The sequence below is a fragment of the Kocuria salsicia genome (assembly GCF_039532055.1).
GTDB classification, from domain to species: domain Bacteria; phylum Actinomycetota; class Actinomycetes; order Actinomycetales; family Micrococcaceae; genus Kocuria; species Kocuria salsicia.
Window position 1 is genome coordinate 16,966 of record NZ_BAAARF010000013.1, and the last position, 26,435, is coordinate 43,400.

Here is a 26,435-nt window from a genome sequence, read left to right on the forward strand (position 1 = left end):
CTCCTGGGCACCGCGAGGACGGCGACAGTCCGGTCGGGCTCAGCGGCCCGTGCGCTCGCGGTGTTTGCAGCCGGGCCAGCAGCACGGGCGGCGCTTGCCCTCGTGCATCTCCTCACCCGTGCGGCGGATGCGCCGGGCGCGGGTCTCGGGCTTCTTGGCGTCCTCCACCCAGCACACGAACTCGTTGCGCCCCAGCGGGGTGAGTCCGCGCCACAGCTGCGCGGTCTCCGGCTCGGCCAGCAGCGCGCTCGCGAGGTCGGCGGGCAGCTCGTGGACCACGCCGCCGGGGAGGGCGGGGGCCTGCTCGGGGGACGACGCCGCGGCGCTGGGCGCGCTGCCGGGCGCGGGCGTCGTCGTCTGTGGGGTGCCGCTCACGGTGCTCTCCCTGCCGTGGTGGGGACTGTCGGGGGGATCTCGACACCGGAAGTGTGCCACGTGACGGGGTGAGGCACCACGTGCGAACGTGCCACCATGGGGCCATGACGCTCACGCTGCGACGCCCCACGGCCGAGGACGAGACGGCGGTCCGCGCGCTGCACGAGCAGCTGCTGGCCGACGACTTCTCCTTCGTGCTGGACGAGGGCACGTGGTCCGACGTGCTGGACGCCGTGGAGCACGCGTCCCGGGGAGAGAACCTGGCACCGGGGTTCGTCCGGGCGGACTACCTGCTCGCGGAGGTGGCCGGTGAGGTGGTGGGCAGAAGCTCCATCCGGTACGCCCTCACCGACTACCTCCTCCGCGTGGGCGGCCACGTGGGCTACGCCGTGGGCCCTGCGTTCCGGCGCCGCGGCTACGCCACGGAGATCCTGCGGCAGTCCGTGGCGCGGCTCAACGCAGCGGGGGTCGACCGCGTGCTGGTCGTGTGCGCGGACGACAACGCCGCCTCCGCCGCGACGATCGAGGCCTGTGGCGGGGTGCTGGAGAACGTGGTCCCGGACAGGGACGGCCGCCCGGTCCGCCGCTACTGGATCGGCTGAGGGAACGAGCCCGCGGCGGGCACCCTCCCGCTTCTGCGCGCCACCACCCCGACGGCTGCTGGCGTGCATTCCACCAGCGGCATGGGCTCCCCTGGGCTGCTCGGGCTCCCCCGAGCGGTCAGGCCTCCCCCAGCCCCCGCGCGACCCGGCCCATGAGATCACCGAGCCGGGCGACGTCGTCGTCCGTCAGCGACGCGAAGAACAGCTCCTCCACGTCCCGCGCGTGGGCGGGGCGCAGCCGCCGGAACGCCTGCACTCCCTCCGCGGTGAGCACCGCCTCCCAGCCGCGGCCGTCGCCCTCGGCACGACGCCGCTGCACCCAGCCCCGCTCGCACAGCACCCTGACCTGGTAGTTCAGCCGCGACGGCGAGAAGACCAGGCGCCGCGCCAGCTCGCCCAGGCGCATGCGGCGCCCGGGGGCCTCGTAGAGCAGCAGGAGCAGCTGGTACTCCATGGTCGAGCAGCCCTGCGCCTTGAGCCGCTCCTCGATCCTGGCGGTCAGCCGCGCCGTGGTCTCGAAGTAGAGCCGCCACGTTTCCCAGCGATCGGGCCTCTCCGCGCCGGTGGTCGTCCCCGCGGCGGCCGGCTCAAAACGGTCCTCGGGATGGCGTGCTTCTGTGGGCATGGAGCTCATCCTCGCACCGCCGCCAGCAGGTCCTCGAAGTTCGGCACCGCGGCGAACTCGTCCCGCACGGAGCGATCCGGGCGCGGCGGCGCGTTCCGCCGGGCCCCCACGGGCTCGGTGGAGGCACCGTCCGCGGCGGAGGCGCCGTCCTCCGTGGCCCCCGAACCGGCCCCTGCCGCGTGGCCCGGCCCGGCGACGTCGTGGCCGGGAGTCCCGACCCCGAGCATCCCGGCGAGCGCGGCACCGGACCGCTCGATGCGGGACTGCAGGGAGGCGTCAGCCCAGTCCTCCGTGGCGGCGTACACGCCGATGGGCAGCGTGAGCGCCTTGAGGTAGCTGAACAGCGGGCGCAGGGCGGTGTCCAGGACCAGCGAGTGCCGCGGGGACCCTCCGGTCGCGGCCACGACCGTGGGCAGGTTCTCCAGGGCGCCCTCGTCGAAGAGGTCGAAGAACGCCTTGAACAGCCCCGAGTAGCTCGCCTTGTAGGTGGGCGTGGCCGCCACCAGGGCGTCCGCGGTGAGCACGGCGTCCAGCGCGTCCTGCACGGGGGCCGGAGCCATGCCCGTGAGCATGGCGTCCGTGATCCCGTGGGCGACGTCCCGCAGGTTGACCAGGCGCACCTCGGGCTCGGGGGCGCCGTCACGGCTGACGACGTCGCTCGCGGCCTGCGCGATCGCCCGCGCCAGGCGCGTGGTGGACGCGTCCTCCGACAGTCCCGCGGTCACCACCGCGATGCTCCGACGATCAGTCATGGTGCGCTCTCCTCGTGTCCTGCGTGTCTCGTTCTTCTACTTGCTGCTGTCCTGCTGCGCGTTCGCCGCGGCCTCGGCCTTGGCGGCGCGGTCCTTCGCGGCCTGCGAGTCCGGGCCGCCACCGGGGATCGGGTCCTTGCCCGCCGCGTGCCGCGCAACCAGGGACTCGTGGGTGGGGGCCTCCGGCACGTGCGCGGGACGCAGGGAGTCGAACTCCTTGCGCAGCACCGGGAAGACCTCTTCCCCGAGCATGTCCATCTGCTCCAGGACCATCTTCAGCGGCAGACCGGCGTGGTCCACCAGGAACAGCTGGCGCTGGTAGTCACCGGCGTAGTCCCGGAAGGACAGCGTGCGCTCGATGACCTGCTGGGGCGAGCCCACGGTCAACGGAGTCTGCTCCATGAAGCTCTCGAGCGACGGACCGTGACCGTACACCGGCGCGTTGTCGAAGTACGGGCGGAACTGCCGCACGGCGTCCTGCGAGTTCTTGGCCATGAACGTCTGACCGCCCAGGCCCACGATCGCCTGGTCCGCGGAGCCGTGGCCGTAGTACTCGTAGCGCTGACGGTAGAACGCCACCATCCGCTCGGTGTGCTCCTTGTTCCAGAAGATGTTGTTGTGGAAGAAGCCGTCACCGTAGAACGCGGCCTGCTCCGGGATCTCCGGGGAGCGGATGGAGCCGTGCCACACGAACGGCGGGACGTCGTCCATCGGCCGGGGCGTGGAGGTGAACCCCTGCAGCGGCGTGCGGAAGCGCCCGGAGAAGTTCACGTTCTCCTCGCGCCACAGCTTGTGCAGCAGCTGGTAGTTCTCCACGGCCAGCGGGATGCCCTGGCGGATGTCCTTGCCGAACCACGGGTACACGGGCCCGGTGTTGCCACGGCCCAGGGTCAGGTCCACGCGGCCGTCCGCGAGATGCTGCGCGTAGGCGTAGTCCTCCGCGATCCGCACGGGGTCCGTGGTGGTGATCAGCGTGGTGGCAGTGCTCAGCTGGATCTTCTCCGTCTGGGCGGCGACCGCTCCCATGAGCACCGGCGGGTTGGCGGGAGCGGCGAAGGGCGGGTTGTGGTGCTGGCCCGTGGCGAACACGTCCATGCCCAGCTCCTCGGCCTTCCTGGCCATGGCCACCGTGGCCTTGATGCGCTCGTGCTCCGTGGGGGTCTTGCCCGTGGTGGGGTCGGTGGTCACGTCACCGATGGTGAAAATACCGAGTTGCATTGCCTTCTCCTCCTCGTGACGAGGCCCTCGTCCGTCTACTTCAAATTTGAAGTACCTGTGTAAGGACGGGGCGCGGGGAAATATTCCCCGATGGATTGTTGAACAATTTGTCCTCGGTCAGGCATGCTGGTGGGACACGCAGTGAGACGGAGGTCACGCATGACGGTCATGGATCTGAACAGCGACGTGGGCGAGTCGTTCGGCAGCTGGAGGATGGGGGACGACGCCGCGGTCTTCCGCTCGGTCTCCAGCGCCAACGTAGCGTGCGGCTTCCACGCCGGGGACCCGTCCGTGATGGCGCAGACGTGCCGGGACGCCGTCGCCGCCGGAGTCACCGTGGGCGCGCACGTGGCCTACCGGGACCTCGCGGGCTTCGGCCGTCGCTTCCTGGACTGCTCCCCCACGGAGCTCGCCGACGACGTCCTCTACCAGATGGGCGCGCTGGAGGCCGTGGCCCGCGCCGCGGGGGCCCGCGTGAGCTACGTGAAGCCCCACGGGGCCCTCTACAACACGATCGCCCACCACGAGGTCCACGCCCAGGCCGTGGTCGACGCCGTCCGGGCCTTCGGCGGAGACCTCCCCCTGCTCCTGCTGCCCGGCTCCGTTGCCCTGGCGAAAGCGGAGCGCGCGGGACTGCGCGCGGTCACGGAGGCCTTCGCGGACCGCGGCTACACCCCGGACGGGCGACTGGTCTCCCGGCGCGAGGAGGGTGCAGTGCTGCACGACGCCGCCGAGGTCACCGAGCACATGGTCCGCCTGGCCCAGGACGGCACCCTCACCGCCGTGGACGGCTCCACCGTGCGGATCCACGCCGAGAGCATCTGCGTGCACGGGGACACCCCCGGCGCCGCCGCGATGGCGGCCGAGGTCCGCCGCGGGCTCGAGGACGCCGGCATCACCATCCGGTCCTTCGCATGAGCACCGGGTCGTCGCCGTCGCAGGACCGCCCCGTGCCCGCCGTACGGTGGGCAGGAACCGAGGCGTTCCTGCTGGACTGCGGGAGCCTGCCTGAGGTGGTGCGCTGGCACGCCCACCTCGCGGCCCACCCGTTTCCCGGCCAGGTGGACGTGCTCGCAGCGGCCACCACCGTGCTGGTCTCCTTTGCCTCGGCCCGCACCGCGCGGGCGGGTGCTAGCGCCGTCGGTTCCGTGACCCCCGCCGAGTCCGCCGGGGAGCAGGGCAGGACCGTGGAGATCCCGGTGGTCTACGACGGCGAGGACCTGGCAGAGGTCGCCCGGCTCACCGGACTCGGCGAGCGCGGCGTGGTCGAGGCGCACACCGGCGCGCTGTGGACCGCCGCGTTCGGGGGCTTCGCTCCGGGCTTCGCGTACCTCGTGGCAGACGGCGACCCGCTGGACGTTCCCCGCCGGGACAGCCCGCGCACCGCGGTGCCCGCGGGATCGGTGGCGCTCGCCGGAACCTTCTCCGCCGTCTACCCGCGCAGCTCCCCGGGAGGCTGGCAGCTGATCGGCCGCACGAACGCGGTGCTGTGGGACGAGAAGCGCGAGCCACCCGCGCTGATCCGCCCCGGTGACACGGTGCGCTACCGGGCCGTGCGCGAACTGGTCACGGTGGCCGATGACGACGCCGTCGCCCCGGCCCGACCCTCACCCGCGGTGCACGCCCTGGTGGTCGAGGAGCCCGGGATGCAGACGCTCGTCCAGGACCTCGGCCGCCCCGGGCTCGGGGACCTGGGCGTTCCCTCCTCCGGTGCGGCGGATCGCGCCAGTGCGGCGCAGGCGAACCGGCTCGTGGGCAACGAGGCCTCCGCCGCGGTCCTGGAGGTCACGCTCGGCGGACTCTCCGTCACGGCACGCGGCCACCATGTGCTCGCGCTCGCCGGGGCACCCGTGACGGGAACGATCACCCGGTCGGAGGAGGCTTCCCCGGCACGACCCGGCCCGTCGACGACCGCCGCCGGCACGGCGGGGCCGGGCACCGCTGCGGACGGTGGCCCCGCAACGGTGGAGGAGGCGGCGCAGGAAACCGCGTCGGTCGCGGAGACCGAGCCGACCGGCCACGTCCGGAGCGTCCCGTTCTGTGCACCCTTCGCGCTGTACGACGGTGAACGACTCCGCCTGGACTCCGCATCCCGCGGGCTGCGCTGCTGCGTGGCCGTGCGCGGCGGCCTGGACCTCCCGGAGGTGCTGGGCAGCCGCTCCACAGACGTGCTCTCCGGAACCGGCCCGGACCCCGTGGCCACCGGGGACGTGCTGCCCGTGCGCCCCGCCCCGGAGGGACGCGCCGTCGGCGAGCCCGAGCCACCCGAGGTGGACGTCCCGGCCCGGGGCGAGACGGTCACCCTGCGCGTTGCCCCCGGGCCACGAGACGACTGGTTCACCCCGGAGTCCCTTACCACCCTCACCGCCCGGACGTGGCGCGTGGCCACCAACTCCAACCGCGTGGGCGTGCGCTTCGAAGAGCCGCGGGACGGCCCGGTCCTCGAACGGGCCCGCACCGAGGAGCTGGCGAGCGAGGGCGTGGTCACGGGTTCCTTGCAGGTGCCCCACTCAGGGGTTCCCGTCTTGTTCCTCGCAGACCACCCAGTGACCGGGGGCTACCCGGTGATCGGCGTCGTCGTCCCCCGGGACCTCGCGCTCGCCGCGCAGCTCGCCCCCGGGACGGACGTCCGCTTCGACGTAGCGGGTGCGGGCCGCACCCCACGGTCCCAGGCCACCCCGGACCAGACCACCTCGACAGGAGAATCCGTATGAAAAAGGTTCTGATCGCCAACCGCGGGGAGATCGCCGTGCGGATCGCGCGGGCGTGCGCGGACGAAGGGCTGACGTCCGTGGCCGTCTACTCGGAGCCGGACGCGGAGTCCTTCCACGTGCGCATGGCCGACGAGGCATATGCCCTGCCGGGGTCCTCCTCCGCAGAGACCTACCTGGACATCCCCACCGTGCTCGCGGTCGCGGAGCGCTCCGGGGCGGACGCCGTGCACCCGGGCTACGGGTTCCTGTCCGAGAACGCGGAGTTCGCGCGCGCCGTGGTGGCGGCAGGCCTCACGTGGATCGGCCCGGACGCGGACGTCATCGAGGCCCTCGGCAACAAGGTCACCGCTCGGGAGATCGCCGTGCGCGCGGGGGCCCCCCTCGTCCCGGGCACGGACGGACCCGTCCCGGACGCCGCCGAGGCGCGGGCCTTCGCCGAGGAGCACGGCCTGCCCATCGCCATCAAGGCCGCGTTCGGGGGCGGTGGCCGCGGCATGCGGATCGCCCGCGAGCTGGACGAGGTGGAGGGCGCGTTCGACGCCGCCGTGCGGGAGGCCACCGCCGCGTTCGGCCGGGGCGAGTGCTTCGTGGAGCGGTTCCTGGATCGCCCGCGGCACGTGGAGGCCCAGGTGGTCGCGGACACCCACGGCACCGTGACCGTGGTGGGCACCCGGGACTGCTCCCTGCAGCGCAGGCACCAGAAGCTCGTGGAGGAGGCCCCGGCGCCCTTCCTCACGGACGAGCAGCGCGCCACACTGCACGAGTCCGCCCGCGCGATCTGCCGCGAGGCGGGGTACACCGGCGCCGGAACGGTCGAGTACCTGGTGGCTCCGGACGGGCTGATCTCCTTCCTGGAGGTCAACACCCGCCTGCAGGTGGAGCACCCCGTGAGCGAGCAGACCTCCGGGGTGGACCTCGTGCGCGAACAGTTCCGCGTGGCGCGGGGCCTCCCCCTGAGCATCCCCGAGGACCCGGCGGCGCACGGCCACGCGTTCGAGTTCCGGCTCAACGCGGAGGACCCGGCCCTCGGATTCCTGCCCACCCCGGGCACCGTGGAGGCATTCGAGGCCCCCACGGGTGCGGGCGTGCGCGTGGACACCGGGGTGCGCTCCGGCTCCGTGGTGCCCGCCCAGTACGACTCTCTGCTGGCCAAGCTGATCGTGTGGGGCGAGGACCGTCAGCAGGCCCTCCTCCGCTCCCGCGCGGCGCTGCGCGAGCTCGTGGTCCGCGGGCTGCCCACCGTGATCCCGTTCCACCAGGCCGTGCTGGAGGAGGACGCCTTCACCTCTCAGGAGCGGCTGGGCGTCCACACCACGTGGATCGAGGACGAGTTCGCCCGGGATCTCGCGGCCTCCCCCTACCTGGCGCCGGCGGCCGGGCAGCGCAGCACATTCACCCTCGAGATCGACGGGCGCGCCGTGCGGGTGGGGCTTCCGGAGGAACTCGCGGACGCCCTGCTGCGCTGCGGCGCGAGCCCGGCGGTCGTGGGGCAGGCGGGGGCGGCGGCGTCCCCCGGCACAGGCGAGGACGATGCCGCGCTCACCGCCCCCATGAATGGCACCGTGGTCACGTGGCTGGTTTCCGACGGCGCGCAGGTGGACACCGGGCAGCCCGTGCTGGTGGTGGAGGCGATGAAGATGGAGACCCCGGTGCGCGCCCACCGCGGCGGCACGCTCTCACGCGCCGACGTGGCCGAGGGCGCCTCCGTGACCGCGGGGCAGACGCTCGCAGAGATCTCGTGAACGGCGCCGCGGGGGCCCACGAGGGCGTGGGCGGCACGGGCGGGAAGGGTGGGAGTGCCCCAGCACACTCTGGCGCAGTGCAGGCGAGCGCGCACGCCGCGGACCGGCTGCGCACCATGATCGCGGACGGCGCCCTGGCCCCGGGCGCGAAGCTCTCGGAACAGGCGCTGAGTGGAGAGCTGGGGATCTCGCGCAACACGCTGCGGGAGGCGTTCGCGATGCTGGCCGCGGAGAACCTCGTGGCGCGCCTGCCGAACAGGGGGGGCTTCGTGACCGATCCCACCGCCGACGACGTCCTCGATCTCTACGCCGCACGGCTCGTCCTCGAAACCGGCGCAGTGCTGTGGGGCGAGCTGGACGGGCCCGCCGTGGCAAGGCTGCGCGAGATCGTGGCAGCTGCGCTGACCGCCGAGGAGGCGGGGGACGCCCCCACCATGGCGGACGCGAATCAGCGTTTCCACCGGGAGATCGTGGCGGCGGCCGGCTCCCGCGCGCTGCTCGCGGAGATGGACAGGGCGCTGGCGCGGATGCGACTCGTGTTCCACGCGATGACGGACGAGCCCGGCTTTCACGCGGGCTACGCGCACCGCAACTCGGAGGTCCTCGCGGCACTGGAGGCCGGGGACCGTGCCCGTGCGGTCGAGCTGCTGCGGGACTCCCTGTCTGCGGCGCGGGACGAGATCCTCGCCCGCGTGGGTTGAGAGCCCGTCGTCAGAGCTGCTCAGGGCACCTGGTAGCTGCTGTCCCGGGCGTCCGTGACGAGCATGTGGCCGGGGGCGTGAGAGATCGCGAACGGCGGCCGGGACTCCACCACCGCGGCCTGCGGCGTGACCCCGCACGCCCAGAACACGGGGATCTCGCCGGGAGCGATCCGCACGGCGTCGCCGTAGTCCGGGGCGGTCAGGTCCGCGATGCCGAGCCCCGCCGGGTCCCCCACGTGCACCGGGGCACCGTGGACCACCGGGTAGCGCGAGGTGATGCGCACGGCGTCCGCCACGCGGTCCGCGGGCACCGGGCGCATCGAGACCACCAGCGGCCCCGAGAGCCGTCCGGCAGGTTCGCAGCGCCGGGACGTGCGGTACATGGGGACGTTCACGCCCTGGTCGATGTGCGCCATGCGGATCCCCTCGGCCATCAGGGCGTCCTCGAACGTGAACGAGCAGCCCAGCAGGAACGTCACCAGGTCCTCGCGCCAGTACGGCCTCGCATCCGCAGGCCGGGCCACCTCGCGGCCGTGCTCGTAGACCACGTACTGCGGCACGTCGGTACGGATGTCCCCACCCGGCACCAGCGGACCGGCGGTCTCCCCCGCGTCCAGCACACCGAGCACCGGGCAGGGCTTGGGGTTGCGCTGCGCGAAGAGCAGGACCTCGAAGGCCCAGTCCCGCGGCACGGCGAGCAGGTTGGCCTGCGCACACCCCGCCGCCCACCCGGCTGTGGGGCGCACGACGCCGCCGCGGAACCGCTCACGCGCCTGGGCCGGCGTGAGCGAGGAAACGGACAGTGCGGCGTCGTCCACGGTGATCACGCCCACAGCTTCGCGAGACCGGCCAGCGAGTTCCACGCGAGGTAGACCGTGAGCAGCCACGCGAGCACCCCCACGACCAGCAGCCACACGGGGTAGCGGTAGCCGTGCAGCAGGTCCCGTCGCCGCCAGCCCACCCACAGCAGGATCGCGAAGCCGAACGGGAGGATCAGCCCGTTGAACGCCCCTGCGAAGACGAGCAGGGTCTGCGGCGCCTTGCCGAGCACCAGGTAGAGCACCGCGCAGACCAGGATGAAGCCCACAGTGAGCAGGCTGCGGGTGCGCGTGCTGCCGGTGGAGGAGGTCACAAACGAGATGGACGTGAACGCCGCCCCGATCACGGAGGTCAGCGCGGCGGCCCACAGCACCACCCCGAAGATCCGCACGCCAATCTCCCCGGCGGCCGCGCCAAAAGCCTCGGCGGCCATGTTGTCCCCGGCCAGGGTCACGCCGCCGGCAACCACTCCGAAGATCGCGAGGAACAGCAGCACACGCATCACGCACGTGACCAGAATGCCCAGCACGGAGCTGCGGCTGACGGCGTTGACGTTCTCCACACCGCTCACGCCCGAGTCGATCATCCGGTGCGCACCCGAGTAGGTGATGTAGCCACCCACGGTGCCACCGATCAGTGTGGTGACCACCAGGAAGTCGACCTTCTCCGGCAGCACGGTGTTCTTCAGCGCCTCCCCCACGGGAGGTGCCGCCACGACCGCGACGTAGAGCATGAGCAGGATCATCACCGCGCCCAGCAGCACCACCATCCGGTCCAGCGCCAGGCCCGCGCGCTTGGACAGGAAGATGAGGATGGCCAGCACCACGGACACCGCGCCTCCGATCTTGGGGTCCAGCCCGAGCATTGCGTTCAGACCCAGGCCGGTGCCCGCGATGTTGCCGATGTTGAACACCGCACCGCCCAGGAACACGAGCGCGGCGAGCACGTATCCGGCACCGGGTAGGACGCTGTTGGCAAGCTCCTGCGCGCGAAGGCCCGAGACCCCGATGACCCGCCACACGTTCAGCTGGACCGCGATGTCCACCAGGATGGACAGCAGGATGGCGAATGCAAAGGCTGCACCCAGCTGCACCGTGAACACCGTGGTCTGGGTGATGAAGCCGGGGCCGATGGCGCTCGTGGCCATGAGGAACATCGCGCCCAGGAGCGCGCTGCGGTGGCCCTTAGCTCTCGGCCCAGCGGGCGCGGGCTGCCCCTGGGAGTCTCGGGAGTTCGCGACGTCGCGTGGCTGCCCGACGTCGTTCGGTTGAGGAGCGCCGTGGTGCTGCGGCTGGGACGCGGACGAGGACATCGATCCCTCCAGGGATTCACGTGAGCGGAGTCACACGGCTGCTGACATCAGCACTCTACAGGTTGTTCAACAATCAGCCAATAGATTGTTGAACAATGTCCCCAGCACGAAGAACGCCACCCCGGCGCGGAGGGTTCCGTGCCGGGGTGGCGTTGTCTAGCGCACCGCAGCCGGCGCGCGAGGGCGGCCGGACGGCGTCGTCGTCGTCGGATCAGTGCAGGATGGGCAGCTGCATCGGGTAGCGGTAGACCTCACCGCGGCTGGCCTTCACGGCCGCCATGATGTGACACACGAGCAGCATGATCCAGTACGCGGCGATCAGCACGATGCCCACCGGGATCAGGATGAACGTGAGGATGCAGATCCAGCCCACCACGTTGAGGAGCCAGAGCGTCACGTTGAAGTTGAACGCCCCGGCGGAGGCCGCACGCAGGAACGGGCTCTTGTCCTTGTAGATGAACCACACGATCAGCGGCCCCAGAAAACCGAGCCATCCCACGGACACGATCGCCGCGATGGGCCCCGAGAGGTGGGTCAGGATGGCGACGGTCTTCTCGTCGTCCTGCGGACCCGATGAACCCGTGCGGGGATCCCCCTGGTACTGCGCCGAGCGGGGATCCGGGCGCCCGGACCCATACCCGCCGTCGGAACGGTAGTCGGGGCGCGGTTGCTGCGGTTCGTAGCTCATCTTCTTCTCCCTGGGATCTTCCGCCCCGTCGTGACGTGCCCCGGGGCGGGGTTCGGTGCGTGCCTCCAGCCTAGGCGTGCGCGCCCTTGTGGGCAGGGGGGTTATCCGCACTCTTGCGGTGGTGCCGCTCCCCGGAAGCAGCGTGCGCGTCCTCCTCTGCGCTGTGCTTGCCCGGGCCGTCGCCGCCGCGCAGTCCGGCGAAACGGTCGTACAGCCACCCCCCGAGCAGACCCACCACGAGCGCGACCACCAGCATCACGAACAGGCCCACCAGGCCGGAGGTCAGACCCGCCTGGGGATCGGCGTCGAAGTACAGGGACGCGCGGATCGAGGTGAAGATGTGGTGCAGCGGCTCGACGGGGGCGATGCCGCGGAAGAATTCCGGGACCGCCTGCAGCGGCACCACGGCGCCGGCCGAGGGCAGACCCATGAACACCAGGTAGATCAGGCACAGCAGCATGCCCACGCTGCCGCCCACCGAGATCAGCGCCAGCACGATGGCCGAGACCACAGACATCGCCAGCCACCCGAGCAGGAACACCAGGAAACCGTTCGGAACCGGCATGCCGACCCCGGACGCCACCGTCATCATCAGCGCGGAGGTCGGGGCTGCGGCGACCACGAACGTCAGCCACTTCATGAGGAAGCCCACGGGGCGAGGCAGCACGGCGCGGGGGTAGTCCTTGAAGAAGGGGCCCATCTCGAACGGGGACATGCCCATGCGGCCGTCCATCAGCAGGTTCAGTGCCACGGAGCCGGAGAAGCCGACGACGAGAAGGAGGATCGAGTAGTAGAACGCACCCATACCCAGGGCCGTGCCCTCCTCGAGGTCGTGGTAGGGCTCGGAGACCATCTGCACGGGATCCGCGAGGGTGTCCTTCGCCACCGAGCTGACCGTGGGGGAGAGTTCCTTGGCGATCTGCTCCACGGAAGCCTGCTGGGCCTGCTGGACCTGCTGAGCGAACTGCTGCACGGCGGGACCACCCTGCGCGGCGGAGCGCGAGAGCTGCTGCTGCTGGGCCTGCTGGCTCTCCTGCAGCTGCTGCAGCACCTTGTTGTAGGCCTGCTGCTCGGCGGGTTCGATGGAGGCGGTGAGCTGCTCTCCCACCTTCTTGCTGGCCTGCTGCACCCCGGGCTCGACGGCGCTCGTCGCCAGGCGGGTGCCCAGCGAACCCGCCTGCGGGTCCGTGTAGACGGTGACCTGAGGACGGGCGGCGTTGCCGTTGGTCAGCGAGCCCTCGACCAGTCCCACGGTGTCCTCGGAGAAGCTGTCCGGAATGACGACGGCGGCGTAGAGCTCGCCGCGGCCCAGCTGCTCCTGAGCTTCGTCCCAGGTGAGCTGGCGCAGGTCGATCTTGTCGTCCTCGGCCGCCTTGTCCGCGAACTCGCTGACGAGGTCGGTGCCGAGGTTCTGCTCCTTGGTCTTGCCGTCCGCCTGCGCGACCTCTGCCCCCTTGTCCTGGTTGATGACCGCGATCGGGAAGTCCTTGAAGTGCTTCTCGGGGTTCGACAGACCACCCAGGTACAGGGCGGTGCCGACAACCCCCACCGCGAGGATCGCGAGCATGGGGAGCAGCCAGAAGAGGGGTTGAGCGAAGGGCTTGCCGAGCCGGGCCCGGAAGCTGTTGGCGGGTGCGTGCTTGGGTGACACAGTTTCTCCTGTAAGCGAGGAATGCACGAGTGCATAGAGTTCTGGAGACACGATACACTCATGTATCCAGTAGTCACGACGAGGCGATGGAACCGTGAGCAATCAGACAGAAGCAGAATACGTGGCCGGTGCCGAACCCGGGAGGGGCACCACGCCGCCCGGAGAGGCGTCCTCCCCCGACAGGCGCTCCCGCTCCGCAACCCGCCTGAAACTGATCCGCTCTGCCCCCGCGGTCTTCGCGGAGCAGGGGATCGACGGCGCCTCGATCAGCGACCTGTGCGCCGCTGCCGGTTTCACCCGGGGCGCCTTCTACTCGAACTTCGAGACCAAGCACGAACTCGCCGTCCTCGCGTTCGACGACCTCGCCACTCAGCTGATCGAGACGCTCGACTCCGAACTGGATCAGTGGCTGGACTCCGGTCTGGAGGTGGGTGAGGTGGTCACGCGCATCATCGAGGGCGTCACGGACTCGGTGGCCAACGTGCAGCAGCAGGCCCTGCGCATGGAGCTGTTCCTCGCGGCGTTCCGCTCCCCCGAAGCCCGCGCGGCGGTCGCACCCGTCCGGGAGCGTATCTACGCGGCCATCGAGAACGCGCTGGGCCGCGTAGCGCGCAGCCAGCACCTCACCCTCATGGTCCCGGCCGCCGAGATGGCCCGGATCCTGGTCACCAGCTACTCGGGGCAGCTCACGGACCAGATGGCCATGGGCACCACCGGGCGCGGGGCGCAGCGGGTGATCCCCACCATCTGGCTCGCCTTCACGCGCCCGGCCTGAGCCCGAACGCCCGGGGTCATACCACGGACGGCAGGACGAAGAGCATGGTCAGGGACCAGATCAGGTGCGCGACGACGCACGGCAGGAGTGAGCGCGTTCGCTCGCGCAGCCAGCCCACGAGCGCGCCGAGCGCGGCAGCGGCGAGAGCGAGCAGCAGGATGCCCGCGAGCGAGGTCACGAGGGTGTAGGCCACGGTGGTCACGAGGATCCGCCGACCGCGGGGCAGCACCCGCCACAGGGCGCCGCGGTAGTAGGTCTCCTCCGCCACCCCGTTCACGGTGGTCGTCAGCGCCGTCACCACCAGACTCCCCACGCGGGCGTGGTCGAGCAGCTCGTGCACCGACCCTGCCAGCGTCGGCAGGAAACGGACCATGAACCCGCCCGCCACGAAGAGGACGGCAAGGCCGAGCCCGCCGAGCACGGCGTAGCACAGGCCGCGGGGCGTCACCGCCCAGGGAAGGCGCTCACCGGTCATGCGCACCGCTGTGGAGCTGCCGATGATGTATACCGCGGCGAGTATGAACGTGGCGGGGTAGAACCACTGGTCCCCCGCGGGAATACGCAGGGACCACGCGAGGCATGCGGCGGCCACGACACCGGTGGCCACCACCACCCACACGGTGCGCAGGCGGGTGGCGGCGGTGGTGTCCCCGACTTACGTGCTGAGCTTCGTGTACATCGGGATCTACTGGAACAACCATCACCACATTTTCCAGGCCACCGAAAACATCAACGACGCGGTGCTCTGGGCGAACTTCCACCCGTTGTTCTGACTGTCCCTGCTGCCGTTCAGTACCGCGTGGATGGACGACAGCAGCTTGGCGCGCACTCCCGTAGTGGTCTACGGGATCACTCTGCTGGGCGCGGCGCTCGCGTACGTCGTCGTGCCGGCCGCCATCATCCGGGCCCAGGGGCCGGACTCGACCCTGAAACGGGTGCTGGGCAAGGATCGGAAGGGGAGGATCTCCCTGGTCCTCCATTTCGCCGGGGTGGCCTGCGCACTGCTGGGAGAGAATCACGGCGGGATCCTGATCGACGTGGGTGTCGCGTTCTACGTGATCGTGGCGGTCCTCTGGTTGATCCCCGACCGGCGGATCGAACACGACCTGAACGCCTCGGCTCACGGGAGGTAGGGGCCGTGATCCGGCCGCGGGTCCGGCGCCGCAGGCACCCCTTCATGGTTAGCAGCGCGGCCCGAACCGACCGCATGCACCCCTCGACCACCGCCAGGAATCACACAGGTTCCCACCCTTGACCCCCACCCGGGGCGGGAGCATCATGTACACACCCGCAGCACGGAGTGCGCAGCTCGGTTCCGAGGCGCGCCCGTGCACCCGGACCGGGAACTCGGGATCGAAGGACAGCAGCGTGTCTGGTACGGCAACCACCTCCGTCGCGGAAGCCACGAAGACAGAGACGCAAACCCCGCACAAACGCGGTGCCCTCACACTGGGCGCGTTGGGAGTGGTGTTCGGTGACATCGGCACGAGTCCCCTGTACTCCGTCAAGACCGTGTTCACGGTGGACGGCGGGGTGGTCCAGGCCAATCCCGTGGATGTCTACGGTGTGACTTCGTGCTTCTTCTGGGTGCTCGCCCTGATCGTGACCCTCAAGTACGTCATGGTGGTCATGCAGGCGGACAACGACGGCGAGGGCGGTGTGCTCTCCCTGGCCGCACTGACCCGCAAGGGAGTCCCCACCCGGGCCAAGCGGTGGGGCCTCATCATGATGCTGGGAGTGATCGGTGCAGCCCTGTTCTTCGGGGACAGTGTGATCACCCCGGCGGTGTCCGTGATGTCCGCGGTGGAGGGTCTGGAACTGGTGCATCCCGGCCTGGCAGCGTACGTGGTGCCGCTGGGCGCGGTGATCATCACCACATTGTTCTTGACCCAGCACAAGGGCACGGACCTGGTGGGCAAGGCGTTCGGCCCGGTCATGGTCGTGTGGTTCGTGATGATCGCGGTATTGGGCGCGATCCAGGTGGTGCGGGATCCCCACATCCTCAAGGCGGTGTCCCCCACATACGCCGTGGCGTTCATCGTGGAACACCCCGGGATCGCGTTCGTGGCCGGCGGCGCGGTGGTCCTGTGCGTGACCGGTGCGGAAGCGCTCTACGCGGATATGGGCCACTTCGGCCGCAAACCCATCAACCAGGCGTGGTTCTTCCTGGTCTTCCCGAGCCTGCTGCTCAACTACATGGGTCAGGGCTCGCTCATCCTGGGCCACCCCGAGACGGTGAACGACTCCTTCTACCTGCTGGCCCCGGGGTGGGCGCGCCTGCCCCTGGTCATACTGGCCACCATGGCCACCGTGATCGCCTCCCAGTCCGTGATCTCCGGGGCGTTCTCCGCCGCACGGCAGGCCGAGCGGCTGGGCTACCTCCCCCACATGACCGTGCGTCACACGGGTCAGCACGAGGAAGGGCAGATCTACATCCCCAGCGTGAACTGGGCCCTGTTCATCGGGGTGCTCGTCCTGCTGGTGGTCTTCCGCAGCTCCGAGCGGCTTGCGATCGCCTACGGGTTGGCCGTGACGGGCACGTTCTTGCTGACCACCACGCTGTTCCTGGTCTATGCACACACCAAACTGCGCTGGCCCCTGTGGCGGCTGATCGCGCTCGGCACGGTGCTCTACGTGGTCGAGGGGCTGCTCTTCGCCGCCAACACCGTGAAGCTCTTCCACGGCGGCTGGCTCCCCCTTGCGATCGCGGGGATCATGGGCGCGAGCATGCTCACGTGGCGCAAGGGCCGCCGGATCGTGATGGCCTACCAGAGTGACGTGGAAGGCCCGCTCACCGACTTCATCCGCCGCGCCCGCAACGGCCACCTCAACGAGGTCCCCGGGACCGCGGTCTACCTGCACCCCAACACGGTCTCCACCCCCCTCGCGCTGAGCGAGAACGCGCGGTTCAACCGGGTCATCCACGAAAAGGTGTTCATCGTGCGCACGGTTCCCGCCTACGTCCCGCACGTGGCACCGCAGGACACGGTCACGGTGGACCGTACGGGCGCGGACTCCGATCACATCACCCAGTTGACCCTGCACTTCGGATTCCTGGACGACCCGGACGTCCCCGCCGGCCTGCGGATCGCCCGCGATCACGGGGTGGACATCGACCCGGACACCGCCCGCTACTTCGTCTCCGAGCTCACCCTCCTGGACGCGGGCCGCTACCGGGGCATGCGCAAACCGTTCAAGCTGCTGTTCATGGCCATGAGCCACAACGCCGCGGTCCCCGCCGACTACTACCGCCTCCCGCGCGAGCGCACGGTGATGATCGGGGCGCAGTTGGAGCTATGAGACGGACGGCGACGCTGCAGGCCCGCAGCGTCGTCGTCACGTGGTTGCCGCGCACGCGCCGTCGACCGCGAGAGCCCCACAGCGACGTCGCCCCCGCAAGCTCCGCAGCAGCGGGACGACCGTGGGCGAGCGAACGCGAGACGGACGGACCGGTCACACCACGAACGGCAACACGAACAACATGGTGAGCGACCAGATCAGGTGGGTCACGATCCCGGGGACCAGGGAGCGCGTGCGCTCGCGCAGGTACCCCACGAATGCTCCGAGCGCGGCGGCCGCGAGCGCAAGCAGGGGGATGCCGGCCAGGGAGGTGACCGCGGTGTAGGCGATCGTGGTCACAAGGATCCGGCAGCCCCGCGGGAGCACGCGCCACAGCGCGCCGCGGTAGTAGGTCTCCTCCGCGACGCCGTTGACGGCGGTGGTCAGGGCCACCATGAACAAGCTCCCCACGCGGGCGTGGTTGAGCAGTTCGTGGACGGGCCCGGCCAGGAACGGCACGAACCGCACCATGAAACCGCCCGCGATGAAAAGGGCGGCCAGCAGCAGACCTCCGATCACCGCGTCCCGCAAACCGTTGGGGGTGACCTTCCAGGGCAGGCGCTCCCCCGTCATCCGCACGGCGATCGAACTGCCCATGATGTACACCCCCGCGAGGATGAAGGTCGCGGGGGTGAACCACGGGTCCCCGGCGGGGATGCGCAGGGACCACGCGAGACCCGCGGCGGCCAGGAGGCCCGTGATGATCACGACCCACACGGTGCGCTTACGCGTGGCCTGGGTGGCGTCCCCGTAGGGGCTGACCCGGTACTCGCTCACATCATCACTTCCTGCGCCGATTGAGTGCTCGGAGGGTGTTGGTCAGGACGGCGGCGAACGCGGTCCAGCCCGCGTACGGGCTGAGCACAGCGCCCTTCTCGGGGGACACCTTTGCACTACGGCGCACGAGGTCCGCGCTGCTGAGTGTCAACAGGACAGACTCCACGGAGGACGCGGTGAGCTGCTTGCGGTGGAAGAATAGGATGCTCCACCCGGCGTTGAGCACCAGGTTGGTCGCGAGCGCGGCGATGTAGGCGCGCTTCTTCTTCTCCTCCTTCCTCTCCCCGAGGTCCGCGATGGACAGGGCCCCCACCGCGGCGATGTCCGCGTACAGAACCGTCCATGCCACGGGGAACAGCCAGGCCGGGGGCTGGAACGAGGGCTTGCGCAGCGTCTTGTACCAGCGCGAATTGGGATCGGTCGCCAGGGAACCGACCACCGCCGTGGCCGTCACGGCCCCCGCCGTGGTCAGGAAGACGCGGCGCCACCGGCCGAGGTCCTCGTTCTTCACGGCGGTGCGCACGGCATCCGCGAAGGGGGTGTGACCACCCTTCGGGGCGCCGATGTAGTCGTCCAGGTCCCGTTCGTGCAGCACTGTGTCGTGCTGGAGGCTGCCGATCAGCGGCCGCACGAGCTTGGTCTTGACGGGGGTCATGAGCCCGATCCAGCGCGCCGCGAGGTTCGCGGTGGTTACGGGCGCGGTGAGCATGAACCGCCCACCCTTGCCCACGGCCCGGGCGTACTGGTCCAGCATGTCCGCGTACTCGATGGCGTCCGGACCGCCCACGTCGAACGTGCGGTTCACGTCCGACGGCAGGTCCGCCGCCCCCGCGAGGTAGTGCACCACATCCGCCACGGCGATCGGCTGGATCCGGTTGCGCACCCACTTGGGGGCGATCGCACCCGGCAGTCGCTCGGAGAGGTGACGGATCATGATGAAGGACGAGGACTCGTCCCCGATCACCACACCCGTCTGCAGCGCCGCAGTGGGCACCCCGGAGTCCATGAGCGCCTGCCCCACCTCCACGCGCGAACGCAGGTGATCGGACAGTTGCTCGACCGGCTCGTCCGTGGGGTGCAGTCCCCCCAGGTAGACGATCCGCTGCACATGGGCGTCGTGGGCGGCCCGCGCGAACGTCTCCGCCATCTCCACTTCTTCCTGTACGAAGTTCTCGGAGTCGCCCATGGAGTGCAGCAGGTACCACGCAACGTCCACGTCCTTCAGTGCGCGGGCGACGTCGCTCGCGTCCGAGGCGTCCCCCTCCACCACTTCCGCGCGGCCGGGTTCGGCGCTCTGCCCATCGGGGACAACGGCGTCCCCCCAGGGGAGGTCTCGCACCTTCTCCGCGCTGCGGCTGAGCAGGCGCACCCGCCACCCCCGCTGCAACAGTTCCTGGGCCACCTGGCCGCCGATGTATCCCGTGGCTCCCGTGACCAGGGCGAGCCGTGCGATCTCAGTCATGCGAACTCCCAACCGTGAACGATCCGTGGATGACCGCGGCGGCCACCCCATCCATGTCGATCGTATGCTGAGCATCCGACGCCGCGAGAGGGGTGGGCGCGGACCGCGACGAGTCCGGACCGCGCAGCCTGCGGTGGGGTGAGTTCCGGTCACCCGGTCGGTGCAGGCTCGGGCGACTTCAGTCCACCGGCTACGCATTGAGGCACGTTCCGGCCACCGGATGCATTCCGAGGCACGCGGAAGCCACACATCACCCCTGAAAGTGGCTCGGAGATGACTCAGAGTGCGCCGTGTGGCTTCACCGTGCCTCGATGTTCAGCACACGGCCGGAACTCACCACCCCGGACACCCAGTGCCGGGCCCGTCACCCGCGGACGTCCACGTCCTCGAAGATCAGGAACGTCTGGGTGTCGACGACTTCCGGCATGGGTTGGATCCGCTCGAAGATCACGTCCCGCAGCTCCGCGTTGCCGCGAGCCCGCACGAGCAGCATCACGTCGAATGTCCCGCCCACCAGGGCGATGTGCTGGACTTGGGGGATCTCGCGCAGCTTGGCCTCCAGGGTGGCCCACGTGTTCTGCTTCAGTCGCAGGGTCACGTACGCGGACGCCTCAAGCCCCGCCCTGGCCGGGTCGATCACGGCGGTGTAGCGCAGAATCACACCCTGCTCGTGGAGCCGGCGGATCCGGTCGTAGGCGTGCGCGCGGGAGATGTGGACGGTCGCGGCGAGCGCCGTGACGGACTGCCGGGCGTCCCGGGTCAGCTCACCCAGGATCCGTCGGTCCGTCTCGTCCAGCACCGGGCGCCTGGTCTCGGGCATGTGGACTCCTCCTGGCTGTGGGGTCGGGCAGGGACGACGACGCCACGGCGCCCGTTCGTGCCGCCGCGTGCAGGGTTTCGGGACGCCGGATCGCCCCTCCCCCGCCACAGTGCTGTGATGTACCGGACAAAGCAGCATGACGTGGCTCACGTCACCACACATTGTCCACGATTGAGGCTCGACGGAGCAATTTGTCCACAGTTTCCCCCTGCCGTGGAGACGGAGCGCTCCGATTGCCCATACTGGCCGGACGACGTGCCCGGCCCGAACCCGGTACCGCCGCCCCACCAGAGCCCTGCGGTGCCCGGTCCGCCGTGGACACCACCGAGTTCCAGCCAGAGAAGAAAGGGACGCACCATGAGCGAGCCCACCCCCGCCGGCGAACCCGCCGTCCGGGAGAAGTCCCCCGTGAACCCCGCGGTGGAGGCCTCGAAGAACTTCGGGATCACCCCCGAGCAGTACATGCTCCCCGCGAGCAGCGAGATCCGGCTGCTGAACCCCGACGGCAGCGCGGTCCCGGAGTCCGAGCAGGGTCAGGAGCCCGGCCACGAGTACCCCATGCCGGAGGACTCCCGCCTGCTGGACGCCTACGAGAAGCTCGTGGTGGGCCGGCGCATCAACGACCAGAACATGGCGCTCGTACGCCAGGGCCGCATGGCGGTCTACCCGTCCAGCCACGGCCAGGAGGCGTGCCAGGTGGCCGCTGCCCTGTGCCTCGAGGACGACGATTGGCTGTTCCCCACCTACCGCGACTCCGTGGCTGTGATGTCCCGCGGTGTGGATCCACTGGAGGTCATGAGCACCTACCGCGGGGACTGGCACGGCGGTTACGACCCCCGCAAGTACAAGGTCTCCGTCCAGGCCACTCCGCTGACCACACAGCTGCTGCATGCGGTGGGCGTGGCCCACGCCGCCAAGCTGCGCGGTGAAGACACGGTGGCCCTGGCCATGTGCGGTGACGGGGCGACGTCGGAGGGGGACTTCCACGAGGCCCTGAACTTCGCGGCGGTCTTCCAGCTGCCCGTGCTCTTCCTGGTGCAGAACAACGGCTACGCGATCTCCGTACCCCTGTCCTCGCAGACCCGCGCGCCGTCCCTGGCACACAAGGGCGTGGGCTACGGCATGGCGAGCGAGCGCGTGGACGGCAACGACCTCGCCGCGCTGCTCTCCGTGCTGGGACGCGGCATCGAGCTGTGCCGCCAGGGCGGTGGGCCGCTGCTGGTGGAGGCCATGACCTACCGCATGCAGGCGCACACCAACGCGGACGACGACACGCGCTACCGCGAGCGCGACGAGGTCGCCGAGTGGGTGGCCAAGGACCCGATCACCCGCATGCAGCACTACCTCACGGGCCAGGGCGCACTGGACGATGCCGCCTCCGAGCGGATCTCCGAGCACGCCGAGGCGATGGCCAAGCGGCTGCGCGAGGCCATGGCCCACAAACCGGAGCTGGACCCCCAGGACCTGTTCCGTTTCGTCTACCACGAGCCCACGCCGCAGCTGCGTGAGCAGGCTGAGCAGCTCGCGGACGAGCTCTCGCGAGAGGAGGCGTGATGAGCGCTTCGAAGGTCAGTTTCGCCAAGGCCCTGAACACCGCACTCGCGGACGCCATGGAGGCCTCTCGTGAGGTCGTGGTCTTCGGTGAGGACGTGGGGACGCTTGGCGGCGTCTTCCGCATCACCGACGGCCTGACCGCCCGCTTCGGCCGTGAGCGGTGCTTCGACACACCCCTCGCGGAGTCCGGGATCATCGGCACCGCGGTGGGCATGGCCATGAACGGCATGCGCACGGTCGCGGAGATGCAGTTCGACGCGTTCGCGTACCCCGCGTTCGAGCAGGTGGCCTCCCACGTGGCCAAGATGCACAACCGTACCCGTGGCAGGCTCACCATGCCCCTGGTCATCCGCATCCCCTACGGAGGCGGCGTGGGCGGCGTGGAGCACCACTGCGACTCCTCCGAGTCCTACTACGCGCACACCCCGGGCCTGAAGGTTTTCACCCCCGCCTCCGTGCGGGACGCCTACGTGATGCTGCGCGAGGCCATCGACTCCCCGGATCCCGTGGTGTTCTTCGAGCCCAAGCGGTTGTACTGGTCCACCGCGCAGGTGGACCTGGACGAGCTGCGCGAGCAGTACGAGAACGGGAGCCTGCCGCGGCGCGAGGGCCACGCCGTCGTCGCCCGTGAGGGATCCGACGCGACCCTGATTTCTTACGGCCCGTCCGTGCCGGTGTGCCTGGCCGCGGCCGAGGAGGCCGCGAAGGACGGCATGTCCGTGGAGGTCATCGACCTCGGTTCCGTGGTTCCCTACGACGACGGGACCGTGGCCGCGTCCGTGCGCCGCACCGGGCGGGCCGTGGTGGTGGCCGAGTCCCAGGGCTTCGCATCCGTGGCGTCGGAGATCGCCGCGCGCACCCAGGAGCGCTGCTTCCACTCGCTCGCCGCGCCGGTGCTGCGGGTGACGGGATTCGACATCCCCTACCCCTCGCCGTCCTTCGAGCACCACCACATCCCGAGTTCCGAGCGCATCCTGGATGCCCTGGACGACCTGCAGTGGGAGGACTGACCCGTGAGCATCAATGTGTTCAACCTGCCCGATCTGGGCGAAGGGCTCACCGAGGCGGACATTCTCCGCTGGCTCGTGGCCGAGGGTGACACCGTCACCATGGACCAGCCCATCGTGGAGGTGGAGACCGCCAAGTCCGCCGTGGAGGTGCCCACCCCGTTCGAGGGCGTGGTCCACACGCTGCACGGCGCCGAGGGCGACACCATGCTCGTGGGTCAGCCGCTGATCTCCGTCTCCGACGGCGTGGAGGCCCCCGATTCCTCCGCCGGGACCGGATCCGACGCGGATGCCCCGGGTGCCGAGCACGCCGCGAGCTACCGCGAGGAAGAGCTCGCCGGAACCACACCCTCCGCCGAGGAGGCCGTGGACGAGGCCGAGGAGTCCTCCGGGAACGTGCTGATCGGCTACGGCACCTCCGCAGCGTCCGCATCCCGACGACGCCGCCGCAGGCACGGTGCCGTCGCCGGGACCACCGGCGCCGCTCCCACGGGGGCCGCCGCGCACACCCACGACACGCTCACCGAGTCCCGCCGGCTCGCGCCGTCCGTGATCTCGCCGCTCGTGCGCAAGCTCGCGCGCGAGCACGGCGTGGACGTCGCCACCGTCCAGGGCAGCGGCCCGGGTGGGCTCATCATGCGCCGGGACGTCCTCGCCGCGATCGAGCAGGTTGAGGACCAGCGGATGCGCGCCGACGCCGCCGGGCCGGCTCCCACGGGTCTGGCTACCCCCGGCCCGGTAGCCCCGGGCCCCGCCGCAACGGGTGCGCCCGTGCTGCCTATGCAGGGTGCTCCGGGCCAGGGTGGCCCCGCGCAGGATGGACCCACCCGCGGTGGGTCGAGCGCGGGAGCCGGTGCCGCGGCGTCATCCCAGGGTGTGGACGCACGCACCGGGCTGCCTCTGGCCGCCCGCGAACCTGTCAAGGGCGTGCGCAAGCACATCGCGGATGCCATGACCCGCTCGCGCACGGAGATCCCCGAGGCCACCGTGTGGGTGGACGTGGACGCCACCGAGCTGCTGAGCCTGCGCGCGGAGCTGAAGGCGAAGGATCCGCAGAACACGCCGAGCTTGCTAGCGCTGATCGCCCGGTTCACCCTCGCCGGGCTGCGCAAGTACCCGCAGCTGAACACCCGCCTGGACACCGCCGAGGACGGCTCGCGGAGCATCGCGCGCTTCGACGGCGTGAACCTGGGGCTCGCGGTGGAGTCCGAGCGTGGGCTCATGGTTCCCAACCTGCGCAACGCGGACCGGCTCAGCGCCGTGGAGCTCACCACCGCCATGCGCGAAGTGATCGACGTGGCCCGCTGCGGAAAGGCCAGTCCGGCCCAGCTGAGCGGTTCCACGTTCACGCTGAACAACTACGGCGTCTTCGGCACGGACGGGGCCACCCCGATCATCAACCACCCGGAGTCCGCGATCCTTGGCATCGGGCGGATCATCGACAAGCCATGGGTCGTGAACGGTGAACTCGCGGTCCGCAAGGTCACGACCATCACCATCGCGTTCGACCACCGCGTGTGCGACGGCGGCGCGGCTGGCGGCTTCATCCGCTTCGTGGCCGACTGCATCGAGAACCCCGTGGGGGCGCTCACGCAGATTTGACGCCCTTACGGTGTTTGCCGGTGAGAATCACGACGGAGGCCGGGCTTCGGCCCGGGCNCTCTGCGCCAGGGCGGGCGGCAGGTCCGTGGCGGCCATGGTGTCCTTTGCACGGCGGACGGCGGTGTCCACCATGCGGGCCACCGAGCGGGCCGCACCGGAGCGGTCGAGGAGGTCGCGGGCATGGGCGACGTCGTCGTCCCCCAGCGGCTGCCGCACCGCCCGCTCTCGCAGCGCCTGCCACTCCGCAGCATAGTCACCCGCCTCCACGAGGACCCCCGCAACCGTGCAGCGGTCCGGGGTCAGCACGGGGGACGCGCCCGCGGAGCCCGCTTCACCCGCAGCGTCAGGGGAGCCGGCGGCCGCGCGCAGCTCACCGGTGAGCTGGTGGGCCACACCCAGGGAGCGCCCGATGGTCGCCAGGGCGGTGACGTGCGCGGTGGGGGCCCCACCCAGGACGGCGCCCGCGCGGAGGGGCGCCTCGTAGCAGGGCACCGCGATGGCCAGCCGGATGGCGTCCAGGGCCTTGTCGTGCGGAACGGGCTGGGTGCGCCGGGCCACCTGAGCCACGAGCCGCTCGCCCGCCGCGGCGTGGAACACGGACTCGTCGAGGATTTCGAGCAGACGCAGCATGCGCGTCTCCGGCGCCCGGGAGGTGGCGATGAGCCGGTAGGCGCCCGTGAGCGCGAGGTCACCGGCCGCCGATGTGAGGTCCGCGCGGGAACCGTCACGGTCTGCCCACCCAGCAGGGTCGCTCCCGGCGGCCCCCTCCGCGGCCCCCAGGGCGGAGTTCGTGTGCCCCTGCGCCGCGGCGTCGTCGTCCTGCCACGCGGAGCCCGACGTCGCGCCGTCGGCTGCCTGCGCCGCGCGGGCCATTCCGCGAAGGCCGCCAGCGTCGGCGCGCAGCACGATGGCGGTGTGCAGCAGCTCGAAGGAGGCGGCCACGGCGTTGAGCACGGGGCGGGTGGGGCGCGCGGGGTAGGCCTCCACAGAGGTCATGACCAGCTCCTGCTGCAGCCCCCGGCCCGCATCCGTGATCTGGGCGATGTGCTCCCACACGCGCTCATAGCCGGGGCTCAGCTCGGCGGCCTTGCGGCCCGAGTGCGAGAGGAACCCTCGCAGGGCCGTGGCCGGTGTGAACTCCTGGGACCTGCGCCCGGTGCCGCTGCTGGTGTAGGAGGAGGTGGGAGTCATGCCTCCATTCCAGCACACCAGCCGCCGGGGCGGTGCCCGGATCAGACGGCGGGCATCAGCGCCAGCTGGATCGCGATGAACACCATCACCACGCCCACCAGGGCGTCCACGATGCGCCAGGTGAGCGGGGTGTTCAGCACGTGCGACAGCGCCCGGGCCCCCGCGCCCAGTGCGGTGAACCAGATGACCGAGCCGGCGAACGCGCCCCCGGCGAAGATCCAGCGCTGCTCACCGTGCTGGTTGGCCAGGTTCCCCAGGATCAGCACCGCGTCCAGGTAGGCGTGCGGGTTGAGCCACGTGAACGCCAGGGTGGCGAGGACTGCGCGACGCAACGACCCGGCGTCGTCGCCCGAGACGTCCATGGCCTGCGGCTTGAGAGCCGAGCGGAAGGAGGTGACCGCGAAGACCAGGAGGTAGACCACCCCGGCCCAGCGGAAGATGTTCAGCAGCCAGGGCACGCGGTCGATGAGGAAGCCGATCCCGGCGGTCCCCAGACCGATCAGGAAGATGTCCGAGACGATGCAGATGCCCACCACCACGCCCAGGTGCTCGCGGCGGATCCCCTGGCGCAGCACGAACGCGTTCTGGGCGCCGATCGCCACGATGAGGGCGAGCCCGGTCACCAGTCCGGGAAGGAACGCAGAAGTCACCAGAGCAATGTACAGGTGGGCGTGACATTGCCGACATTCGGCCCCTCACATGGCGCGAC

25 protein-coding genes are annotated in these 26,435 nt (G+C 70.6%); 12 read left to right on the forward strand and 13 right to left on the reverse strand.

The window, feature by feature from the left end:
- Nucleotides 1-39 precede the first annotated feature (39 nt).
- Nucleotides 40-375, reverse strand: a complete 336-nt coding sequence (locus ABD264_RS11130; protein ID WP_344206076.1) for a YdeI/OmpD-associated family protein — start codon at nucleotides 373-375, stop codon at nucleotides 40-42.
- Between the two features lie 104 nt (nucleotides 376-479).
- Between ABD264_RS11130 and ABD264_RS11135 the strand changes: the two genes are divergently transcribed.
- Nucleotides 480-977: a GNAT family N-acetyltransferase gene (locus tag ABD264_RS11135; RefSeq protein WP_303106596.1), complete on the forward strand. Its 498-nt coding sequence runs from the start codon at nucleotides 480-482 to the stop codon at nucleotides 975-977.
- Nucleotides 978-1,095: 118 nt separating this feature from the next.
- Here ABD264_RS11135 and ABD264_RS11140 read toward each other — a convergent pair whose 3' ends face one another.
- From ABD264_RS11140 to ABD264_RS11150, 3 genes are read right to left on the reverse strand one after another with little or no spacing between them, the layout of a single operon-like run.
- Nucleotides 1,096-1,602 carry a MarR family winged helix-turn-helix transcriptional regulator gene (locus ABD264_RS11140; protein WP_244944888.1) on the reverse strand — a complete coding sequence of 169 codons (507 nt, stop codon included), beginning with the start codon at nucleotides 1,600-1,602 and terminating at the stop codon, nucleotides 1,096-1,098.
- A gap of 5 nt (nucleotides 1,603-1,607) precedes the next feature.
- Nucleotides 1,608-2,354, reverse strand: a complete 747-nt coding sequence (locus ABD264_RS11145; protein WP_144943239.1) for a CE1759 family FMN reductase — start codon at nucleotides 2,352-2,354, stop codon at nucleotides 1,608-1,610.
- A gap of 36 nt (nucleotides 2,355-2,390) precedes the next feature.
- On the reverse strand, nucleotides 2,391-3,572 hold the full coding sequence (locus tag ABD264_RS11150; protein ID WP_126874595.1) for an LLM class flavin-dependent oxidoreductase: 1,182 nt from the start codon (nucleotides 3,570-3,572) through the stop codon (nucleotides 2,391-2,393).
- A gap of 159 nt (nucleotides 3,573-3,731) precedes the next feature.
- On the opposite strand from ABD264_RS11150, the gene ABD264_RS11155 reads away from it, so the two are divergent.
- The 4 genes from ABD264_RS11155 to ABD264_RS11170 all read left to right on the forward strand — a co-directional run bounded on the left by ABD264_RS11155 (nucleotide 3,732) and on the right by ABD264_RS11170 (nucleotide 8,729).
- Nucleotides 3,732-4,490 (forward strand): LamB/YcsF family protein, encoded by a 759-nt coding sequence (locus ABD264_RS11155; protein ID WP_344206080.1) that lies wholly within the window; start codon nucleotides 3,732-3,734, stop codon nucleotides 4,488-4,490.
- On the forward strand, nucleotides 4,487-6,286 hold the full coding sequence (locus ABD264_RS11160; protein ID WP_344206082.1) for a 5-oxoprolinase subunit B/C family protein: 1,800 nt from the start codon (nucleotides 4,487-4,489) through the stop codon (nucleotides 6,284-6,286). The genes ABD264_RS11155 and ABD264_RS11160 overlap by 4 nt, the downstream gene beginning before the upstream one ends.
- Complete coding sequence (locus ABD264_RS11165; RefSeq protein ID WP_344206084.1) at nucleotides 6,283-8,028, forward strand: acetyl/propionyl/methylcrotonyl-CoA carboxylase subunit alpha; 1,746 nt, start codon at nucleotides 6,283-6,285, stop codon at nucleotides 8,026-8,028. Before ABD264_RS11160 ends, ABD264_RS11165 begins: the two co-directional genes overlap by 4 nt.
- Nucleotides 8,029-8,105: 77 nt before the next feature.
- Complete coding sequence (locus ABD264_RS11170) at nucleotides 8,106-8,729, forward strand: GntR family transcriptional regulator (RefSeq protein WP_303106587.1); 624 nt, start codon at nucleotides 8,106-8,108, stop codon at nucleotides 8,727-8,729.
- A gap of 20 nt (nucleotides 8,730-8,749) precedes the next feature.
- Here ABD264_RS11170 and ABD264_RS11175 read toward each other — a convergent pair whose 3' ends face one another.
- The 4 genes from ABD264_RS11175 to ABD264_RS11190 form a co-directional block, all read right to left on the reverse strand.
- Nucleotides 8,750-9,562 (reverse strand): putative hydro-lyase, encoded by an 813-nt coding sequence (locus tag ABD264_RS11175; RefSeq protein WP_425554329.1) that lies wholly within the window; start codon nucleotides 9,560-9,562, stop codon nucleotides 8,750-8,752.
- Nucleotides 9,553-10,704, reverse strand: a complete 1,152-nt coding sequence (locus ABD264_RS11180) for an NRAMP family divalent metal transporter (RefSeq protein WP_425554331.1) — start codon at nucleotides 10,702-10,704, stop codon at nucleotides 9,553-9,555. Before ABD264_RS11180 ends, ABD264_RS11175 begins: the two co-directional genes overlap by 10 nt.
- A gap of 367 nt (nucleotides 10,705-11,071) precedes the next feature.
- The gene (locus ABD264_RS11185; RefSeq protein ID WP_144943233.1) at nucleotides 11,072-11,548 is read right to left on the reverse strand and encodes a DUF4870 domain-containing protein; all 477 of its coding nucleotides are present in this window, start codon (nucleotides 11,546-11,548) and stop codon (nucleotides 11,072-11,074) included.
- 70 nt (nucleotides 11,549-11,618) lie between these two features.
- On the reverse strand, nucleotides 11,619-13,199 hold the full coding sequence (locus ABD264_RS11190) for a DUF3533 domain-containing protein (RefSeq protein WP_344206091.1): 1,581 nt from the start codon (nucleotides 13,197-13,199) through the stop codon (nucleotides 11,619-11,621).
- Nucleotides 13,200-13,293: 94 nt separating this feature from the next.
- On the opposite strand from ABD264_RS11190, the gene ABD264_RS11195 reads away from it, so the two are divergent.
- Nucleotides 13,294-13,974 (forward strand): TetR/AcrR family transcriptional regulator, encoded by a 681-nt coding sequence (locus ABD264_RS11195; protein WP_344206093.1) that lies wholly within the window; start codon nucleotides 13,294-13,296, stop codon nucleotides 13,972-13,974.
- A gap of 16 nt (nucleotides 13,975-13,990) precedes the next feature.
- Here ABD264_RS11195 and ABD264_RS11200 read toward each other — a convergent pair whose 3' ends face one another.
- Entirely contained in the window at nucleotides 13,991-14,584 is a 594-nt protein-coding gene (locus ABD264_RS11200; protein WP_238693968.1) for a CPBP family intramembrane glutamic endopeptidase, read from the reverse strand.
- Nucleotides 14,585-14,618: 34 nt separating this feature from the next.
- Here ABD264_RS11200 and ABD264_RS11205 point away from each other — a divergent pair, with 34 nt between their 5' ends.
- The 3 genes from ABD264_RS11205 (at nucleotide 14,619) to ABD264_RS11215 (ending at nucleotide 17,274) form a co-directional block, all read left to right on the forward strand.
- On the forward strand, nucleotides 14,619-14,747 hold the full coding sequence (locus tag ABD264_RS11205) for a TMEM175 family protein (RefSeq protein WP_186366759.1): 129 nt from the start codon (nucleotides 14,619-14,621) through the stop codon (nucleotides 14,745-14,747).
- Between the two features lie 30 nt (nucleotides 14,748-14,777).
- Nucleotides 14,778-15,107: a hypothetical protein gene (locus tag ABD264_RS11210; RefSeq protein ID WP_344206096.1), complete on the forward strand. Its 330-nt coding sequence runs from the start codon at nucleotides 14,778-14,780 to the stop codon at nucleotides 15,105-15,107.
- A gap of 235 nt (nucleotides 15,108-15,342) precedes the next feature.
- Nucleotides 15,343-17,274 carry a potassium transporter Kup gene (locus ABD264_RS11215; RefSeq protein WP_344206098.1) on the forward strand — a complete coding sequence of 644 codons (1,932 nt, stop codon included), beginning with the start codon at nucleotides 15,343-15,345 and terminating at the stop codon, nucleotides 17,272-17,274.
- 153 nt (nucleotides 17,275-17,427) lie between these two features.
- Here the strand turns inward: ABD264_RS11215 and ABD264_RS11220 are convergent, their stop codons facing one another.
- From ABD264_RS11220 to ABD264_RS11230, 3 genes are all read right to left on the reverse strand, one after another.
- On the reverse strand, nucleotides 17,428-18,090 hold the full coding sequence (locus ABD264_RS11220; protein ID WP_144943228.1) for a CPBP family intramembrane glutamic endopeptidase: 663 nt from the start codon (nucleotides 18,088-18,090) through the stop codon (nucleotides 17,428-17,430).
- Between the two features lie 4 nt (nucleotides 18,091-18,094).
- On the reverse strand, nucleotides 18,095-19,552 hold the full coding sequence (locus ABD264_RS11225; protein ID WP_145011759.1) for a tryptophan-rich sensory protein: 1,458 nt from the start codon (nucleotides 19,550-19,552) through the stop codon (nucleotides 18,095-18,097).
- A gap of 364 nt (nucleotides 19,553-19,916) precedes the next feature.
- Nucleotides 19,917-20,372, reverse strand: coding sequence for an Lrp/AsnC family transcriptional regulator (locus tag ABD264_RS11230; RefSeq protein WP_344206102.1), 456 nt, complete (start codon nucleotides 20,370-20,372; stop codon nucleotides 19,917-19,919).
- Between the two features lie 357 nt (nucleotides 20,373-20,729).
- Between ABD264_RS11230 and ABD264_RS11235 the strand changes: the two genes are divergently transcribed.
- Genes ABD264_RS11235 through ABD264_RS11245 form a run of 3 tightly spaced genes read left to right on the forward strand, consistent with a single transcriptional unit; the run spans nucleotide 20,730 to nucleotide 24,535 of the window.
- Nucleotides 20,730-21,926 carry a thiamine pyrophosphate-dependent dehydrogenase E1 component subunit alpha gene (locus ABD264_RS11235; RefSeq protein WP_144943225.1) on the forward strand — a complete coding sequence of 399 codons (1,197 nt, stop codon included), beginning with the start codon at nucleotides 20,730-20,732 and terminating at the stop codon, nucleotides 21,924-21,926.
- Nucleotides 21,926-22,936 carry an alpha-ketoacid dehydrogenase subunit beta gene (locus ABD264_RS11240; RefSeq protein ID WP_344206105.1) on the forward strand — a complete coding sequence of 337 codons (1,011 nt, stop codon included), beginning with the start codon at nucleotides 21,926-21,928 and terminating at the stop codon, nucleotides 22,934-22,936. The genes ABD264_RS11235 and ABD264_RS11240 overlap by 1 nt, the downstream gene beginning before the upstream one ends.
- A 3-nt stretch (nucleotides 22,937-22,939) precedes the next feature.
- Entirely contained in the window at nucleotides 22,940-24,535 is a 1,596-nt protein-coding gene (locus ABD264_RS11245) for a dihydrolipoamide acetyltransferase family protein (protein ID WP_290498930.1), read from the forward strand.
- 1,232 nt (nucleotides 24,536-25,767) lie between these two features.
- Here ABD264_RS11245 and ABD264_RS11255 read toward each other — a convergent pair.
- On the reverse strand, nucleotides 25,768-26,379 hold the full coding sequence (locus ABD264_RS11255) for a LysE/ArgO family amino acid transporter (RefSeq protein WP_486327058.1): 612 nt from the start codon (nucleotides 26,377-26,379) through the stop codon (nucleotides 25,768-25,770).
- Between the last annotated feature and the right edge of the window lie 56 nt (nucleotides 26,380-26,435).

Bases quoted from the DNA above. Each gene is read 5' to 3' on its own strand.
- ABD264_RS11135 (WP_303106596.1), top strand. From the start codon at position 480: ATGACGCTCACGCTGCGACGCCCCACGGCCGAGGACGAGACGGCGGTC.
- ABD264_RS11140 (WP_244944888.1), bottom strand. From the start codon at position 1,602: ATGCCCACAGAAGCACGCCATCCCGAGGACCGTTTTGAGCCGGCCGCC.
- ABD264_RS11145 (WP_144943239.1), bottom strand. From the start codon at position 2,354: ATGACTGATCGTCGGAGCATCGCGGTGGTGACCGCGGGACTGTCGGAG.
- ABD264_RS11150 (WP_126874595.1), bottom strand. From the start codon at position 3,572: ATGCAACTCGGTATTTTCACCATCGGTGACGTGACCACCGACCCCACC.
- ABD264_RS11155 (WP_344206080.1), top strand. From the start codon at position 3,732: ATGACGGTCATGGATCTGAACAGCGACGTGGGCGAGTCGTTCGGCAGC.
- ABD264_RS11160 (WP_344206082.1), top strand. From the start codon at position 4,487: ATGAGCACCGGGTCGTCGCCGTCGCAGGACCGCCCCGTGCCCGCCGTA.
- ABD264_RS11165 (WP_344206084.1), top strand. From the start codon at position 6,283: ATGAAAAAGGTTCTGATCGCCAACCGCGGGGAGATCGCCGTGCGGATC.
- ABD264_RS11180 (WP_425554331.1), bottom strand. From the start codon at position 10,704: ATGTTCCTCATGGCCACGAGCGCCATCGGCCCCGGCTTCATCACCCAG.
- ABD264_RS11185 (WP_144943233.1), bottom strand. From the start codon at position 11,548: ATGAGCTACGAACCGCAGCAACCGCGCCCCGACTACCGTTCCGACGGC.
- ABD264_RS11210 (WP_344206096.1), top strand. From the start codon at position 14,778: ATGGACGACAGCAGCTTGGCGCGCACTCCCGTAGTGGTCTACGGGATC.
- ABD264_RS11225 (WP_145011759.1), bottom strand. From the start codon at position 19,552: ATGACTGAGATCGCACGGCTCGCCCTGGTCACGGGAGCCACGGGATAC.
- ABD264_RS11230 (WP_344206102.1), bottom strand. From the start codon at position 20,372: ATGCCCGAGACCAGGCGCCCGGTGCTGGACGAGACGGACCGACGGATC.
- ABD264_RS11235 (WP_144943225.1), top strand. From the start codon at position 20,730: ATGAGCGAGCCCACCCCCGCCGGCGAACCCGCCGTCCGGGAGAAGTCC.
- ABD264_RS11240 (WP_344206105.1), top strand. From the start codon at position 21,926: ATGAGCGCTTCGAAGGTCAGTTTCGCCAAGGCCCTGAACACCGCACTC.